17 protein-coding genes and 1 pseudogene are annotated in these 16,217 nt (G+C 74.0%); 9 read left to right on the top strand and 9 right to left on the bottom strand.

The window, feature by feature from the left end; translation table 11 throughout:
* The first annotated feature begins 220 nt into the window (after nt 1-220).
* Nucleotides 221-709, top strand: a complete 489-nt coding sequence (locus Q5694_RS14175) for a flavin reductase family protein (protein ID WP_333933226.1) — start codon at nt 221-223, stop codon at nt 707-709.
* Between the two features lie 307 nt (nt 710-1,016).
* Here the strand turns inward: Q5694_RS14175 and Q5694_RS14170 are convergent, their stop codons facing one another.
* From Q5694_RS14170 to Q5694_RS14155, 4 genes are all read right to left on the bottom strand, one after another.
* Entirely contained in the window at nt 1,017-3,434 is a 2,418-nt protein-coding gene (locus Q5694_RS14170) for a SpoIIE family protein phosphatase (protein ID WP_333933225.1), read from the bottom strand.
* 107 nt (nt 3,435-3,541) lie between these two features.
* A complete protein-coding gene (locus Q5694_RS14165) occupies nt 3,542-4,108 on the bottom strand; it encodes an antibiotic biosynthesis monooxygenase (protein WP_333933224.1) in 567 nt (188 codons plus the stop codon).
* Nucleotides 4,109-4,151: 43 nt separating this feature from the next.
* A complete protein-coding gene (locus Q5694_RS14160; protein WP_333933223.1) occupies nt 4,152-4,529 on the bottom strand; it encodes a hypothetical protein in 378 nt (125 codons plus the stop codon).
* A gap of 266 nt (nt 4,530-4,795) precedes the next feature.
* A complete protein-coding gene (locus Q5694_RS14155; protein ID WP_333933222.1) occupies nt 4,796-5,713 on the bottom strand; it encodes a MurR/RpiR family transcriptional regulator in 918 nt (305 codons plus the stop codon).
* A gap of 158 nt (nt 5,714-5,871) precedes the next feature.
* Here Q5694_RS14155 and Q5694_RS14150 point away from each other — a divergent pair, with 158 nt between their 5' ends.
* Both Q5694_RS14150 and Q5694_RS14145 read left to right on the top strand, forming a co-directional pair.
* Nucleotides 5,872-6,033, top strand: coding sequence for a hypothetical protein (locus Q5694_RS14150; RefSeq protein WP_333933220.1), 162 nt, complete (start codon nt 5,872-5,874; stop codon nt 6,031-6,033).
* Between the two features lie 50 nt (nt 6,034-6,083).
* Nucleotides 6,084-6,485: a DUF3662 domain-containing protein gene (locus tag Q5694_RS14145; RefSeq protein ID WP_333933219.1), complete on the top strand. Its 402-nt coding sequence runs from the start codon at nt 6,084-6,086 to the stop codon at nt 6,483-6,485.
* Between the two features lie 6 nt (nt 6,486-6,491).
* On the opposite strand, the pseudogene Q5694_RS14140 reads toward Q5694_RS14145, so the two are convergent.
* A pseudogene (locus tag Q5694_RS14140) lies at nt 6,492-6,916 on the bottom strand (phospholipid carrier-dependent glycosyltransferase); the annotation flags it as partial.
* Nucleotides 6,917-7,148: 232 nt separating this feature from the next.
* Here Q5694_RS14140 and Q5694_RS14135 point away from each other — a divergent pair.
* Nucleotides 7,149-7,430, top strand: a complete 282-nt coding sequence (locus tag Q5694_RS14135; protein WP_333933218.1) for a hypothetical protein — start codon at nt 7,149-7,151, stop codon at nt 7,428-7,430.
* Nucleotides 7,431-7,467: 37 nt separating this feature from the next.
* Here the strand turns inward: Q5694_RS14135 and Q5694_RS14130 are convergent, their stop codons facing one another.
* Nucleotides 7,468-7,962, bottom strand: a complete 495-nt coding sequence (locus tag Q5694_RS14130) for a GNAT family N-acetyltransferase (RefSeq protein ID WP_333933216.1) — start codon at nt 7,960-7,962, stop codon at nt 7,468-7,470.
* 92 nt (nt 7,963-8,054) lie between these two features.
* On the bottom strand, nt 8,055-8,711 hold the full coding sequence (locus tag Q5694_RS14125; RefSeq protein ID WP_333933215.1) for a nucleoside/nucleotide kinase family protein: 657 nt from the start codon (nt 8,709-8,711) through the stop codon (nt 8,055-8,057).
* Between the two features lie 113 nt (nt 8,712-8,824).
* Between Q5694_RS14125 and Q5694_RS14120 the strand changes: the two genes are divergently transcribed.
* The 4 genes from Q5694_RS14120 (at nt 8,825) to Q5694_RS14105 (ending at nt 14,187) form a co-directional block, all read left to right on the top strand.
* On the top strand, nt 8,825-9,565 hold the full coding sequence (locus Q5694_RS14120; protein WP_333933214.1) for an HAD family hydrolase: 741 nt from the start codon (nt 8,825-8,827) through the stop codon (nt 9,563-9,565).
* Nucleotides 9,562-11,916, top strand: coding sequence for a glycoside hydrolase family 65 protein (locus Q5694_RS14115; protein ID WP_333933213.1), 2,355 nt, complete (start codon nt 9,562-9,564; stop codon nt 11,914-11,916). Before Q5694_RS14120 ends, Q5694_RS14115 begins: the two co-directional genes overlap by 4 nt.
* Before the next feature lie 149 nt (nt 11,917-12,065).
* Nucleotides 12,066-13,556 carry a hypothetical protein gene (locus Q5694_RS14110; protein WP_333933212.1) on the top strand — a complete coding sequence of 497 codons (1,491 nt, stop codon included), beginning with the start codon at nt 12,066-12,068 and terminating at the stop codon, nt 13,554-13,556.
* 139 nt (nt 13,557-13,695) lie between these two features.
* On the top strand, nt 13,696-14,187 hold the full coding sequence (locus Q5694_RS14105) for a DUF5709 domain-containing protein (RefSeq protein WP_333933308.1): 492 nt from the start codon (nt 13,696-13,698) through the stop codon (nt 14,185-14,187).
* Between the two features lie 157 nt (nt 14,188-14,344).
* On the opposite strand, the gene Q5694_RS14100 is transcribed toward Q5694_RS14105, so the two are convergent.
* Nucleotides 14,345-14,551 carry a hypothetical protein gene (locus Q5694_RS14100; protein ID WP_333933211.1) on the bottom strand — a complete coding sequence of 69 codons (207 nt, stop codon included), beginning with the start codon at nt 14,549-14,551 and terminating at the stop codon, nt 14,345-14,347.
* Between the two features lie 202 nt (nt 14,552-14,753).
* Between Q5694_RS14100 and Q5694_RS14095 the strand changes: the two genes are divergently transcribed.
* Nucleotides 14,754-14,990 carry a chaplin gene (locus Q5694_RS14095; RefSeq protein ID WP_333933209.1) on the top strand — a complete coding sequence of 79 codons (237 nt, stop codon included), beginning with the start codon at nt 14,754-14,756 and terminating at the stop codon, nt 14,988-14,990.
* Nucleotides 14,991-15,055: 65 nt separating this feature from the next.
* Here Q5694_RS14095 and Q5694_RS14090 read toward each other — a convergent pair whose 3' ends face one another.
* The gene (locus tag Q5694_RS14090) at nt 15,056-16,171 is read right to left on the bottom strand and encodes a PP2C family protein-serine/threonine phosphatase (RefSeq protein ID WP_333933208.1); all 1,116 of its coding nucleotides are present in this window, start codon (nt 16,169-16,171) and stop codon (nt 15,056-15,058) included.
* Nucleotides 16,172-16,217 lie beyond the last annotated feature (46 nt).

Raw genomic sequence — 16,217 nt, 5'->3', positions numbered from 1 at the left:
TGCGACGGGTGCCGACCACATCGGATCGGCACCCGTCGCCCGCGCGACGGACGATACGCGGCCAGCGCACCCCCTGTTGTGCACACCGGGCGCGGTGGCCGCGTATCCACCGGCAGGAATCCACGGCCCGGGCCCCGTCCTCCCCGGCGGACGGCACCCGTCACCGGCTGACGCCCGGCATCAGGCCCCGGCGCCGGCCCCGGGCGGGGCTGATGCGACCATGACGGGCATGGACGAGTTCATCGACCGTTTGAACCCCGACATGTGCCTGGTCACGGCCGCCGCGGGCGGTGAACGAGCGGGGTGTCTGGTCGGGTTCGCCTCACAGTGCTCGATGCGACCGGTGCGCTTCGCCGTCTGGCTCTCCGAGCTGAACCACACCTTCCGGGTGGCCCGGAAGGCCGACGTGCTCGCCGTGCACCTCCTCACCCGTGAACAGCACGCTCTCGCCGAGCGGTTCGGCGGGCACACCGGTGACGACACCGACAAGTTCCGCGGAGTGGCCTTGCGCGAGGCCCACGGCGGCGCGCTCGTCCTGAAGGACGCGCCGGGCTGGTTCGTCGGCAGGATCGTGAACCGCGTCGTCGGCGGCGACCACGTCGGCTTCGTCCTCGACCCGGTCGAGTGGGGCGGCCGGGCCTCCTCGGACGGGCCCCTGCTCCGCCTGTCCGACGCCCTCGACATAGCACCGGGTCACCCGGTCGACTGATCAGCCGTCCCGCGTCTCGAACTCCCGGCAACGGAAGGCAGAAGCGGCGGTCCGGCAACGCCGCGGTGCGTCACGCTGACCCCGTGCGGCCCCACGAGCACCGGCACCTGCCACACCGGCCCGTCGCGAACGACTCGGCGCCGCCCCGCCGGCCGGTGCCCCGCCGCCGGAGTCCGCCGCGAACCGAAGGCCACGTCCATGAACGGCTTCCGCATCCCCGGCCTGGTCCTGCCCACCCTGTTCCTGCTGGCCCTGCTGGTGGGCCTGTGGTGGTACTGGCGGCACCGCGGCGACTCCTGAGCCGCCGTCAGACCGCCTGCGCCCCCACCGACCGCCCCTGCGTCTCCGGCACCCGCACGTCCACCACGCACACGTCGTCCCTGCGCTCGTCCGGCAGCATCCGCGCGAGCAGCGGTCCCAGCGACCCGGGCCGGTCGGTGTGCGGCGCGGCCACGGCCTCCCCGAGGCGTTCCAGTCCCCGGTCGATGCTCTCCGGCGGGTGCTCGACCAGTCCGTCGGTGAACAGGATGAGCCGGTCGCCCGGTTCGAGACGGCACTCCGCCTCCTCGAAGACCGGGGTGGCGGACGCCCCGATGAGCATGCCGCGCGGGCGGTCCAGGTACCGCGGCTCACCGTCCCGCAGCAGCAGGGGCGGAGGATGCCCGGCCTGGGCCCAGACCAGTCGGCGTTCACGGGGGTTGTAGCGGGCGAGGACCATCGTGGCGGTGGCGTAGGTGTCGCGCGAGTGCAGCAGCAGCGTGTTCAGCCGGGTCAGTGCACCGGTCAGGGAGGAGCCCGTGATGACCATGCCCTTGGCGGTGAACCGCAGCTGGGCCATCGTGGCCACGGCGTCGACGCCGTGGCCCGCGACGTCGCCGACCACCAGCAGCGCGTCCCCGTCGGGCAGTTCGATCGCGCTGAACCAGTCACCCCCGACGTGCACGCCCGACTGGGCGGGCAGGTAGGCGACCTCGACGCGCAGCCCGGCCAGGTGCACGGGCCGGTTGGCCATCGGCAGCAGGGCGTGCTGGAGCCGGGAGGCCAGGGTCCGCTCGGCCCGCAGCACGTCGTGCTGGGTGAGGATGGCCCGCTCGCTCTCCACCAGGGCCAGCTCCGCCCGCCGCCGGGCCGTCGTGTCCTGCACGAACCCGTGCACCTCGACGGGCGTGCCGTGCCGGTCGCACACCGCCTCGGCCGTCAGGCGCAGGTGGCGGATGCCGTTGTTCGTCCTGATGCGGAACGGCACGTCCGCGGACTTCCCCTGGTGGACGAGGCCGGCGACGGCACGGGTCAGCGCCGGCGTGTCCTCCGGCAGGGCCAGCTCCGGCACGTCGGTCAGCGGCAGCGGGCCGTCCGCCGGGTCCCGGTCGAGCAGCGCGAACACCTGGGTGGACCAGGAGACCTCCGGAGCGTGCAGGCTCCAGTTCGCCCAGCCGAGGTTGCCCAGCCGCTGCAGGTCGGCCAGCCGCTGTTCCTGCCGGTCCGAGGAGCCGTGCCGGATCCACGAGACGACCAGGGTGTCACCGAGCGGAGCGACCCGGACCGTGTAGATGAACAGGGCCGCGATGCCCGCCACCACCTCCTCGTGCGCGAAGGGCTCGCTCTCGTACTCCTGTCCGGTGGCCAGTACCCGCAGGCAGCCCTGCCACAGCGGCTCCGCCGGCATCGCCGGGCGCAGTTCCAGCAGCCGCCGGCCGGCCGCCGCCTCGCCCGCGCGGCCCAGCAGATCGCCGGACCGGGGGGTCGCGGCCTCGATGCGGAAGTCCTCGACGTCGCCCGAGGCGTTCCGCAGCGGCGTCAGCAGCATCGCCGAGAGCGGCAGTGCCCCGAACAGGGCCTGCACGACGTCCGTGCCGGCGTCGGCGGAGCGCTCCGGCGGGGTGTCGAAGGCCCGCAGCCGTCCGGCGCACAACCCGGTGAGGCCCCGCAGGTGCGCGCGGTCCCGTGCGGTGAAGTCGCCGGCACGCGTGCGCAGCACCCCCACGCAGACCTCGGCCGGGCCGCTGCCGGTCAGCGGGAGCCAGGCGCGCGAGCGCCACCGCTCGGGGGGATCCCCGATGAGCAGGTACCGCTTGACGTCGGTGTCGAAGTCCTCCAGCCAGCGCGGTTCGCCCGCCCGCAGGGCGTCCAGCGCCGCCACCCCGCTCAGGGGCGGCACCTGGCGCCACTGGGCGGCCAGCCGGTCGTCGACGCCGGCGTGCCCGATCAGCCGGAGGCCGCCGTCGACGCGGCGGCGGTAGATCAGCACCGCGTCCGCCGCCATGTCGGGTGCGAGGTGCTCCAGCAGGCACCGGGCGAGATCCTGCGGTGTCGTCACCCGAACGAGGGCCTGGCCGAGGCGGGCCAGAGCGGCACCGACGTCGTCGGGCACGGCGGTCCGCCCCGGACCGGAGGCACCGGGGGCCGTCGGGTCACCGTCGCCGCAGGCGTCCGTGACGGTCGGCGGGGGCGCCGCGGGGCCGAGGGCGCCGAGCGTGATCCAGCACTCCTCCAGCAGGGTGCGGCGTGCGTCCTTGGCCCTGCGGCGCAGTTGTTCGCTCGCCGCGTCCGCGGAGCATCCCGTCAGCGCCATCACCGCGCCCTTGGCCCGCTCGACGACAGCCGAGACGGCCGCCTGACCGCGCAGCCGGTCCAGCTCGGCACGCTGCCGGGCGACGATCCTGGCCAGTTCGACCAGGTCCGGTGCGGCACCCGGCTGCGCCGGTGTCACGGGCTCGCTCGTCACGCGTCGAGCATTGCACACCGGGGCGGATCGGTAGAGCGCCTTGTGGGCAGGTGATGCACCCTCTTCACATGCGCACCCGGGCGGCGCCGGGGTGCGCGGCCGATCCCTCAGCGCCCGTCGCGCGGATAGAGCCACCGGCGCAGCAGCCGGCTGAGCCGGGGCATCACCAGGTACGTCAGTACGGGCAGCAGCACCAGGGGGAAGACGACGGCCCGCAGCGGCAGCGGCCAGCCGGCGGTCGACGGCGTCACCAGCCACTGGATGAGCAGGACGAAGGGGTAGGCGCCCAGGAAGGTGGTGAGGACCATCTTCCAGCGCGGCGGGGCCTGGACGGTGGTGCCCGGCAGGCTGAACCAGGTCTCCAGGCCCGTGGTCGACTGGCGTTCGCTGCTGACCTCGACGGCGATGTCGTGGATCTGCCGGTGCCAGTGCGCACGCTCCTCCGACTCCAGCCAGGCGGCGAGCCGGTGCCGGTCGGACCAGCGCAGCACGGCGTGATAGCGGTGTCCGTCCTCCGGTGCCAGCCAGGAGACGCCCTCGTTGCCGGGGAAGCGCCGGGCGCACCGGGTGATGCCGCGCGTCCACTCCTCGAACCGCTGCTCCCGGCCGGGGCGCACCTGCCAGGTCAGCACCGTGGTCACCGGTTCGGCTCGGCGGGCTTCGGTGGTGCTCATCCCTCTCCGGGTGCCACGCGGCGAGCCCGTCATGCGCCCCGGGTCAGTGGCGGCCGGACTCGGTGAGCGCCTGGGTGACCGCGCGGACGCTGCGGGCGATGTGCTGCAACTGCATGACCTCGGCCGCGTACAGCTTGATCGTGTGCTCGATGACGCCTTCGTGCAGACCGAGACCGGGCAGGTCCGCGCGGGCGGTCTGCAGGGCGGTGCGGGCGACCCGGATCTCGTGCTGGACCTGGATCTGGGCGTGCCGCGCCAGGAGGACGGGGTGGCGGATGAACACGGGGTAGCCCGCGTAGCGGGCCGGCACCAGTTCGCGCAGCCACTTGGCCGCCGAGCGCTCCCAGTCGAAGCTCCCGGGGGTCTTGACCTGGCAGGGCCAGTCCGGGCTGATGCGCGTGGACGTCAGGGACATGATCATCGCTTCCGGGTGTGCGGCGTCGTGAGGGTGGACGACGGTTCGGGGCGGCCCCGGCCTAGGGGATGACCGGGGCCGCCCACGGGCACCCGGGAGGCCGGAGTGGGTAGGACCCGGCTCGTCAGGTGCGGAACGGATCCGGACGGGCCGGGTCGCGATCCGTGAGCAGTATTTATATATGCCTTCCGGTTTGCAAGAAGCATGAAAACATTCATGCGCGCTTTGTTGTGGATGGTCCGCATGCGTACCCGGGTGCCTCGGCGCCGGAGTCAGTCCCTGAGGAAGAACTGGTGCTGGTCGGCGACCTGCTCGTACTCCTCGAGCCGGGCCTGCGTGCGCTCCGGGTCGGCGTCCGTCATGGCCTGCAGCAGCGCCGAGCACATCACGCCCGGGGCGGCATAGGAGTCGAAGACCAGGCGCGAGCCGGTGCCGAGGGCGAAAGCGACGTCGGCCTCGTCCGCGAGCGGCCCGAGCGCCAGATCGGTGATCAGGGCGACCTTGAGTCCGGCGCCGCGCGCCACCCGGATCGCCGTCAGGGTCTCCTGGGCGTGCCGGGGCATGGAGAAGGCGAGCACCCAGGTGCCGCCCGCCTCACGCGACTGCAGCAGGGCGTCGTAGGCGGTGCTGCCGCCGCGGGTCACGAGCCGTACGTCCGGGTGGATGCGGCGCGCGGCATAGGCGAAGTACTCGGCGAGCGAGCCGGAGATGCGCAGCCCGAGGACCGTGAGCGGAGTGGACGACGACAACTTGCGGCCGACGTCGATGACCAGGGCCGGGTCCGCGAAGTCCCGCCGCAGGTTCTCCAGGTTCTCGATCTCGGCGTCGACCGCCGCCTGCAGCTCGTTGCCCCGGTTCTCCTCCGCCGGGCCGCCCGCGAGGGTGCCGAGCGCGATGGACTGGAGCCGCTCGCGCAGGGCCGGGTAACCGCTGAAGCCGACCGCCGAGGCGAACCGCGTCACCGACGGCTGGCTCACCCCGACCCGGTCCGCGAGGTCCGTGATCGACAGGAACGCCGCCTCGGTGATGTGCTCGATCAGGTACTGGGCGATCCGCCGCTGCCCCGGGGAGAGCCGCGGGCGGTCGAAGAGGGTGCGCAGCCGGGAGGACGGGGACACCTCCGTCTGGGGGGCGGCCTTCCCCGAGGTGATGGCGGATGCCTGTGCGCGTGCCTGCTGCGGCGATGGCACCGGTACGCCTCCTTCGTTGCCCACGGACGTTCAACATAGCTCACGCACCGTGGTGACCAGGGCTTCTTCGCGGGTGCACATGAGCCGCAGCCGACAGGGATACCCGTGCCCGGAGCGGGAACCCGCCGCCGCAGAAGATCCTGAGAGGAGTCACCGACATGAGCACCCCCGAGGAAAGCCGGCCCAAGACCCACACCACCGACGAGGTCCTGCAGCAGCACGACGACGACCGTGCCAAGGATCAGGGCGCGACCGGCCGCACCATGCGCGAGGCACTGGAGGAGGCCGAGGTACGCCCCGACGACTTCGACGAGAAGTGAGCCCGGCCCGCGCGGCCGCACCGACGACGTTCCCGGCAGGTGAGAAACGCATGGGCGCCCTCAGCGCGCTGGAGGAGACCCTCGAGAACCGATGGCGGGCGCTGTGGGCACGCGTCCTCGACAAGGAACCCGTCGAGGTCGTCGAGGCCCTGCGGCGCGAGTGCGACGACAACGCCGTGGTGTGCGGCGAGGGCCGGGTGATGGTCCCCAACGCCTACGACGTGGAACTGCCCGACGAGGTGCACGAGCACCTCACCCGCAGCGGCACGGAGGTGGGGCAGGCCCTCACCGACAGCCTGTCCCGGCACGCGGAACGCCGCGGCTACGAGTGGGCCGGACCCCTGACCGTCCATGTGGCGAGGTGCCTCGACGTCCCCAACGGCCGTTACCGGGTGGCCAGCAGGGTGATGCACCACGTCAGCGCCGACGGGTTCTTCCGCGCGGCCCACTGAGGCACCTCACGGGGTCCGTCGACGACGGTGGATCGTGATCGTGTGCCCGACGTCGTCCACGGGGCGGCTGCCGCCGATCGGTTCGGCCGGCCGCCCCGTGGCCCTCTCGGCCGCGGAGTCCGACACCACGAGCAGCCCCCGCACCCGCACGGCCGGCACCCGCAACGGATCAGCCGCCCGGATGCCGTGGTACGCCGGCACGCCGCCGCCCTTGTACACCAGCCACACCCGCTCGCCGGGATACCGCTCCCGCAGCCGGCCGGCGGGCCGCCCGGGGCCCACTCGCGTCCCGCCGGCAGCACGCACCCGGCCGCGACCGCGAGGAACAGCGGCGGGAAGACGGCGTGGCGGGTGCCGAGGTCACGCTCCCCGAACATGGCCGCCGCCGGCCAGACCGAGGCAACGGCGGGCACGTACGGTGCGGCAGGACGTCACCGACGGCACCCGGCTGTGGACGACGGTGGCCGTCCCACGGCTCGACGGCACGCCCTACCTGCTGGCCGGACTGCCCTGCGCCGAGGACGACGGCGACCGCGTCCGGCGCACGGCGCGGGCCCGGGCCGCCTCGGCCGGTGCGCTGCGCCCGACACACCCGGACGGGACCGACCGCACCACGTCGGCACCCGCTGCGAACGCACCCGGGAGCAGGCGGCGTTCGCCCTGGTGCTCGACCCCCGCGGCTACGGCGACCCCGACGAGGGCCGGCGCCACCTGGTCGCCTCCTCGGCCCTGGGGGCCGGTCCGGCACCGGGCGCGCCGCAGGACCTGCACGTCTTCGCCGTCCGCTACGGACCGGACGACAGCCCGTCCACGCCGGTGCCCGCGCGCGAGGGCGCGGCCCTCAGCATCCGCACCGAGGCGTTCACCGCGCTGATCGGCGACCCGGCGGGCGATGCGCACGGGGAACCGGAACTGGTCCTGTCGGCCGCCGGGCCGCCCGCCTGAGGCCACGGGGGGCTGCCCCGTGTCTGGTCGGCCCTCCTCAGACCTCGCCGGCGGCTGCCTGCGCCGCGAGCCGGGTGAGGGAGCCGCCGCTGAGGCGGCAGACCTTCCACTCGTCCATCACCTGGGCGCCGATCGACCGGTAGAAGCCGATCGCCGGCTCGTTCCAGTCCAGGACCCACCACTCGAACCGGTCGTAGCCGCGGCGCCGGCACAGCGCGGCGAGATGCGCGAGCAGGGCTCTGCCATGGCCCGCGCCCCGGGCCCCGGGCCGCACGTACAGATCCTCCAGGTGCATGCCCCGCCTGCCCGTCCAGGTGGAGAAGCGCGGGAACCACACGGCGTAGCCCACGGTCCCGCCCGTGTCGTCGTCCTCGGCGATCAGCGCCGACGCGGCGGGGTGCTCCCCGAAGAGCGCCGCGCGCAGCTGCTCCTCGCTGGACCGGACCTGGTCCGCGGCCTTCTCGTAAGTGGCGAGTTCGCGGATCATCGTCCGGATCTCGGGGACGTCGTCGACGGTCGCGGGCCTGATCATGGGGTCGATCCTGCCGCACCGGGGCGGACGGGCTCAACGCGCTCGTCGCACGCGGTGACCTTCCTCGGTTCCGGTCCGCTCGCCCGCGGGGTTCACCCGTCCACCCGCGGCAGTGCCCGCTCCGGCACCAGGAGGTCCGCGCGGTCCCGGGTTCCGGCGACCAGCTCGGCGTTGCGCTGGTCCGAGCGGTGCACCCAGGACACCGCCTCCTGGTGGCTCTTGCCGAACTCCTCGTGCCGGGCGATCAGACGGCGCACGCGCTCCCGCTCGGGCAGGTCACAGAACCACACCTCGTCGAGCAGGAGCCGGACGCGGGCCCAGGCCCCGGACTCCAGCAGGAGGTAGTTGCCCTCGGTCACGATCAGCCGGGCGGAGGGAGGAACCGGAACGGCCCCGGCCAGCGGCTGCTCCAGATCGCGTGCGAACCCGGGCGCGTACACGGTGTCCGCCGGGTCGTCGTCGCGCAGCCGCCGCAGCAGCGCCGCGTACCCGGCGGCGTCGAACGTCTCGGGAGCGCCCTTGCGGTCCCGCAGCCCGAGCCGCTCCAGCTCGGCGTCCGCGAGGTGGAAGCCGTCCATGGGGACGTGCGCCACCCAGGGCTCGCCCGACCCGTTCAGCTCCCGCACCAGGCACGCGGCGAGAGTCGACTTGCCGGCACCGGGGCTGCCCGCGACACCGAGGATCGCGCGCCGGCCGTCCCGGGGGAGGGCTCGGGCACGGTGGACCAGGTCGTCGAAGGTGAGCGGCACGGGGAAAGTGTGTCACCCGGGCCCGGAACCCCGCAGTGCCCACCGCCCGCTCGGGACCCGCATGTGGCGTGCGCCACCCACTGGAGCGTCCCGCGACGGGGAACAGGTCCCTCATGACGCAGCTCGGTCTCCCCGGACACATCCACGCCTGCCTCTTCGACCTGGACGGAGTCGTCACCAGGACGGCCGTCGTGCACGCGGCCGCCTGGAAGGAGATGTTCGACGCCTTCCTGCGCGAACGCGACGGCGAGGACTTCCGGCCGTTCGACGCGGCGAGCGACTACGACGAGTACGTGGACGGCCGGCCGCGCGCCGACGGTGTGCGCACCTTCCTCGCCTCACGCGGCATCGAGCTGCCCGACGGCGACCCGGACGACCCGCCCGGCTCCCGGACCGTGCACGGCCTCGGCAACCGCAAGAACGACCTCGTCCTGGAGAGGATCCGCACCGACGGCGTCGAGGCGTACGACGGCACCCTGCGCTACCTGGACGCGGTCCGCGCCGCCGGTCTGCGCACCGCGATCGTGTCCTCCAGCGCCAACTGCCGCGACGTGCTGCGCTCGATCGGCGCCGAGCACTACTTCGACGTGCGCATCGACGGCGTGGTCGCCGCCGAGCGCGCCCTGCCCGGCAAACCGCGCCCCGACACGTTCCTGGCCGCCGCCCGGGACCTCGGCGTCGAGCCGTCCGAGGCGGCCGTCTTCGAGGACGCCCTGGCCGGCATGGACGCCGGCCGCGCGGGCCGCTTCGGCTACGTCGTCGGTGTCGACCGCGTCGGGCAGACGGACGCCCTGTACACCCACGGTGCCGACGTCGTGGTGCGGGACCTCGAGGAACTGGGAGGCGGACGGTGATCACCCAGCGGGCCTACGGCGTCGAACCCTGGGCCGTGCGCGAGACGGAACTCGACCTCGGCCTGCTGGCGCAGAGCGAGTCCGTGTTCGCCCTGTCCAACGGGCACATCGGCTGGCGCGGCAACCTCGACGAGGGCGAACCGCACGGCCTGCCGGGTTCCTACCTCAACGGCGTCCACGAACTGCACCCCCTGCCGTACGCCGAGGCGGGCTACGGCTATCCGGAGTCCGGCCAGACCGCCATCAACGTCACCAACGGCAAGGTGCTGCGCCTCCTGGTCGACGACGAGCCGTTCGACCTGCGCCACGGGCGGCTCGTCACCCACGAGCGGACCCTCGACCTGCGCCGGGGCGTGCTGGAGCGGGTCTGCGAGTGGACCTCCCCGGCCGGCTCGACCGTCCGCGTGCGCTCCACCCGGCTGGTCTCGCTCACCCAGCGGGCGATCGCCGCCGTGGCCTACGAGGTGGAACCCGTCGACAGCCGCACCCGGGTGGTCGTCCAGTCGGAACTGGTCGCCAACGAGAGCCTGCCCGATCCGGACGGCGACCCGCGCGCCGCCAAGGCCCTGAAGTCACCCCTGGAAGCCGAGGAGGACCTCGCCTCCGGGAACCGGCTGCGCCTGGTGCACCGCACCCGCCGCAGCGGCCTGCGGGTCGCCGTGGCCGCGGACCACACGGTCACCGGCCCCGAGCGCACCACCACCAGCAGCGAGTCCAACGTGGACGTGGCCCGGCTGACCGTCACCTCCGTGCTGGAGCCGGGCGAACGGCTGCGCGTGGAGAAGCTGGTGGCGCACGGCTGGTCGGGGGCCCGGTCGCGGCCCGCGATGAGCGACCAGGTGGAGGCGGCCCTGGCGGCGGCCGGGCACAGCGGCTGGCAGGGACTGCTGGCGGAGCAGCGGGCCTGCCTGGACGACTTCTGGTCCCGGGCCGACGTCGAGGTCGACGGCGACGAGGAGATCCAGCAGGCCGTCCGCTTCGCCCTCTTCCACGTCCTGCAGGCCGGTGCCCGCGCCGAGCAGCGGGCCATCCCCGCCAAGGGCCTCACCGGCTCCGGTTACGACGGTCACGCCTTCTGGGACACCGAGTCGTTCGTGCTGCCGCTGCTGACCTACACCGCGCCCCGCGCCGCGGCCGAGGCCCTGCGCTGGCGCCTGGACACGCTGCCCGCCGCCCGGGAGCGCGCGGCCCAACTCGGATTGCGCGGCGCCGCGTTCCCCTGGCGCACCATCGAGGGCTCGGAGGGCTCGGCGTACTGGCCCGCGGGCACGGCCGCCTTCCACGTCGGCGCCGACATCGCGGACGCCGTCGTCCGCTACGTGGCGGCCACCGGCGACGAGACCTTCGAACGCGAGGTCGGCGTCGAACTGCTCGTGGAGACCGCCCGACTGTGGCTGTCCCTCGGCCACCACGACGACCGGGGCGTCTTCCACATCGACGGCGTGACCGGCCCCGACGAGTACAGCGCCATCGCCGACGACAACACGTACACCAACCTCATGGCCCGGGCGAACCTGCTGGCCGCCGCCGACGCCTGCAAACGCCACCCCGACCGGGCGGAGCGGCTCGGCGCCGACGAGGAGGAGCGGGCGGCCTGGCGGGACGCCGCCGAGGCCGTGCACGTCCCGTACAACGAGGAACTGGGCGTGCACGAACAGCACGCCGGCTTCACCCGCTACCAGCGCTGGGACTTCGCCGGCACGCGGCCGGACCAGTACCCGCTGATGCTGCACTTCCCCTACTTCGACCTGTACCGCAAGCAGGTCGTCAAACAGGCCGACCTCGTGCTGGCCATGTACACCTGCGACAGCTTCTTCGAGGAGTTCTCCGACGAGGAGCAGATGGCCCGCAACTTCGCCTACTACGAGCCGCTGACCGTTCGGGACTCCTCGCTGTCCGCGTGCGTCCAGGCCGTGATGGCCGCCCGCACCGGGCACCTGGAGCTGGCCCGCGCCTACACCACCGAGGCCGCGCTGATGGACCTCGGCGACCTGGAGCACAACACCCGCGACGGACTGCACATCGCCTCCCTGGCCGGCACCTGGCTCGCGCTGGTGGCGGGGTTCGGCGGCATGCGCTGCACCGACGGCACCCTGCGGTTCGCCCCGCGCCTGCCCGAGGGGTACGGCAGGCTCGCCTTCCGGATCCGGTTCCTCGGCCGGTGCCTGCGCGTGGAGCTGACCCGGGACCGGGCCACGTACACCCTGTCCTCGGGCCCGCCGCTGACGATCCACCACCACGGCACCGAGCTGACGGTGAGCGAGGACGGCCCCGTCGAGCGGGCCGTTCCCGCGCTCACCCCGCGCCCGGCACCGAGCCAGCCCCCGCACCGCGCCCCGAACGCCCGCTGACGGAGACGGCCGATCAGACGATCGGCCGTATTCCATCCCTCATCGCCCCGCCGAGCGGGTTACGTTGGCCGTACTGGTGATCACTCGGCTTTCAGCCCGACGGGTGGGAGGTCGCGACGGCCCGACGGCGAGCGGAAAAGGGGTGGACGATGACCGACGGCGCGAACGCCCTCCTCGTCCGGAGGCGACGACGTGACCACGCCGGACCTCCCGGCGCGCGCGGCGCGCGGCGCGTGGACCGGCCGCTCGCTTCGCTCGCCGCGGTCTTCACCCTCGCCCAGCTCGTGCTGGTACGCCCCGTGCTGGGCCTCGGCTGGGACGAGATCGTCTACGTCAGCCAGGTCACCTCGCACCACCCCGCGGCCTTCTTCAGCGCGCCCCGGTCCCGCGGCGTGTCCCTGCTGGTCGCGCCCGTCGCCTCCTGGTCGTCGTCCGTCCCGCTGCTGCGCGTCTACCTGGCCCTGCTGTCGGGTCTCGCCCTCTACCTCGCCCTGCGCTGCTGGCGGGGCCTGTTCCCGACGCGTGTCCTGGTGACCGCGGGCGCCTTGTTCGCCTCGCTGTGGGTCACCGTCTTCTACGGGCCTCAGGCCATGCCCAACTACTGGGTCGCCATCGGCGCCCTGACCGCCGCGGGCTGCTTCCTGCGGGCCCGGGCGGGCCGTTCACCCCGTGCGCTGTGGGGCCTCGCCGCCGGCGCCGCGCTCATGGCCTGGATGCGGCCCACCGACGCGGTCTGGGTGAGCGTGCCCCTGCTGGTCCTCGCCCTGGTCCGGCACCGGCGCCTGCTCGTCCCGCTCGTCGCGGGACTGGCGGCGGGGGCGGTGCCGTGGGTGATCGAGGCGTACGCCGGCTTCGGCGGCCTGGGGCAGCGGCTGGCGGAGGCGTCCCGCATCCAGGGCGGGCTGGGCTGGCAGATCGCCGTGGACGACCAGTTGCGCAGCCTGGGGGGCCGGGCCCTGTGCCGGCCGTGCACCGGGCCGATGCCCGAGCCGGTGGTCTTCGCCTGGTGGTTCGCGCTGCCGGTGCTGGCCGGCCTCGGCCTGGTCGTCGCGGGCCGGGCCCGGCGCCTGGACCGGACCCTGCTCCCGCTGGCCTGCGCGGCCACGGCGGCCCTGCCGTACCTGTTCATGATCGGCTACGCCGCGCCCCGCTTCCTGCAGCCCGCCTACGCCCTGCTCGCGATCCCCGTCGCCGACGGGCTGTGGTACCTGGTCAGAACACCGCGCAGGACGTGGCGCCCGGTGGCCGCCACCCTGGTCGCACTCGGCCTGGCCGGACACCTGGCGGTGCAGATCGCCGTGCTGCACGGCGCGGTGACCCGCAACACCGCCAACCGCGTCGACTGGGACCGCACCGCCGACGCGCTGCACCGCCTCGGCGTCCGGCCGCCGTGCCTGCTCACCGGCCACGAGGCCATCCCGATCGGCTACTACACCGGCTGCTCCTCGGGCGCGACGTCCGGCAACAACGAGAACATGACGGCCGCGGGCATCCTGGACACCGCGGACCGCGTCCCGGTCGCCCACATCACCCCGGCCGGCGGCGCCGCGCCCCGCTACGCCCGCGACTGGCCGGTCCACCGCGTCTCGGACCTGGACGTGCGCGTCGCCCCCCGGCCGGGGCGCGACGCCGACCGCTGACCGCCGCCGGGCGTTCACCGCGGGGCGGCGGACGTCCGCCGAGGTTAGAGCCCGCGTAACGGGAAACGCGGAACGGGCAGATCCGAACGGACACGTCGCGCAGGGCGCGACAGGGAGGCAAGTGATGGGCACGGAACGGATGGACTCCGAACAGATGGCGGACGACGCGTACCAGCCCACCGGGACGAACGAGGAGCAGGAGGACGCGTCGCCGCTGGACATGCAGGACGCCCTCGACGAGCGCACCTACGACGACATGGTCGAGGAGGGCTACTCCCCGCCGGAGAAGCCGCTGGGCGTGACCAAGCGCGGCGTCACCGCGGCCGAGCAGCACGAGGGCGAGACGCTCGACGAGCGGCTGTCCCAGGAGGTCCCGGACGTGTCCGCCGAGCCGGTGGGCGACGGAGTGGGCGACAGCCTCGACAGCGACGGCGAACCGGTCGACCCCGAGGCGGGCACCTCCCGTGCCGGCCGTCTGGTCGCCCCGGACGAGGGCGCCCACGAGGACACCGAGAAGGACGCCGTCGCGACCGACATCGGTATCGACGGCGGGGCGGCCGGCGCGGAGGAGGCCGCCATGCACGTCGTGGAGGACGACACCGCCCTCCCGGAGGACGACGGCAGGGTGTGAACCGCCCGCTGCGGTGAACGCGCGTGACCCGCGCTGGCGGGGGCGGGGCCGCCGACGTCACCGCCCTCTCGACGCCCCGCCCGGCGTCCCCCGCACTGACGAGGCCACCGACCCGAGTGTTCCGGGTCGGTGGCCTCGTCAGTGCGGGGGACGCCGGCTAGGGCAGCAGCTTCTCCATGGCCGCCGGCCCCTCCTCCGCCAGCTTGCGCTCGGCCCACTCGAGGTTGTGCGGGGTGAGATCCTTGCCCGAGGCGAGGACGAGGTCCTCCGCCGACACGTCCGTGCCGGTGCGGGCGTGGAGCAGACGGTCCGGGGTGCAACGGTCCTCGGGGGACTGGCTCGCGGCGGGCTGTGAGGTCGACATGTTTCTGCTCCTAGGGTCCGGATCACTGGTGGCCCCGGTGCTGAAAAGGGTCCGCTATCACCATTGCCCGCCGGAGCGCCGCGTGCATCCGGAGAGGACGGGAAGGGCCCGTGCACCCCGTTCGGACCCCTATGGATGTCGCGCAGCGCTACGAGGGGTGACGGTGGAGTCACGTGTCCCTGCGACTGACAGGAGCTTTTCCATGCGCACACGTGTGACCGCCGCGGCCGGCCTGGCCTGCGCCGCCCTGCTGGCCTTCGCCGGTACGGCGAGCGCCGACTCGGGCCCCGTCGGTATCGCCACCGACAGCCCCGGCGTTCTCTCCGGCAACGTCGTCCAGATCCCGGTCAGCATCAACGCCAACGTCTGCGGCAACACGATCAACGTGGTCGGCCTGCTCAACCCCGCGTTCGGCAACGTCTGCGAGATCAAGGACTGACGCACCGGCCGTACGGCTTGCCGGCGGCGGCCCGCATCACGCGGGCCGCCGCCGGCCGCTGTGCGTCAGGGCACCCGCGGTTCCGGCGCCAGCACCAGCATCGTGACGTCGTCCCGCACGTCCGGGCAGTACCGCAGCAGATCGGACCACACGCCTTCGGCCAGGGCCGCCGGATCCTCCCGGACCAGGCCCGGCAGCCGCTCGGCCAGCGGATAGAAGGCCCCGGTGGAGTCCCGGGCCTCCGTGACGCCGTCCGATGCCAGGAACAGCCGGTCCCCGGAGCGCAGCCGCACCGTGACGACCTCGGGCGGGCCGGTCCCGGCCAGCCCCAGGCCCAGGGGCGTGCCCGGCTCCACGTCCAGCTCCCGCGCCCGGCCGTCCCGCAGCAGCAGCGGCCCGGACTGGCCGCACGCGACGATCCGTACCGTCCCGCCGTCCGCGGAGAAGTCCAGCAGGAGCGCCGTGGCGAACAGCTCGGCGTGCGGGTCGTCGGCGGAGTCCACCGTCAGCCTCCGGTCCAGCCGCGCCGCGACCGCCCCGGGGTCCGGCTGGTCCAGCACCGCCTCACGGAAGGCGCCCAGCAGGGAGGTCACCGTGGCCACGGCCGACAGCCCGTGCCCCTGCACGTCGCCCATGACCGCCCGCACCCCGTACGGACCCGCCCGTACGTCGAAGAAGTCGCCCCCGACGAGCGTCCCGCTCTGCGCGGCCCGGTACAGCCCGGCGCAGCGCACCGGCCCGACCCGCTCCGGCAGCGGGGGCACGACGGCCCGCTGCACGACCTCGGCGACGGTCCGCTCGGTGACCAGCTGGGCGTCGCGCTTGCTGCGGACGAACGACAGCAGCACGCTCAGCAGGGACACGAAGCACACCGTCAGCAGATCGGTGTTGCCGGGGTCGTCCAGCTCGAAGATCGGTGTGGTCAGCACCAGCACCGCCAGCGTCCCCAGCACCGCCGTCAGCACCGGCCCGTGCGCCAGGACGGCCAGCGGCGGGATGGCGCCCAGCAGGAAGCCGATGTCGAGCGGCTCCGGGCTGACCAGCTCGGCCAGGCACACCACGACCAGCAGCGCCGACGGCAGCACCCGGGCCCACCGGGGCGGTGGGGCGCCGCGCAGCCAGCCGCGCCGGTCCCCGTCGGGGTCCCGGCGCGGCGGCAGCCGGACACGTGCTCCGCTCACACCACCACGCTGCAACGCCGCACCGGCCGTCGCACGCCGGGCCCCG

The sequence above is a fragment of the Streptomyces sp. AHA2 genome, from assembly GCF_036857595.1.
GTDB lineage: Bacteria > Actinomycetota > Actinomycetes > Streptomycetales > Streptomycetaceae > Streptomyces.
The sequence above is the reverse complement of the archived record's forward strand: the minus strand, read 5'-3'. Positions and strand labels throughout refer to the sequence as shown.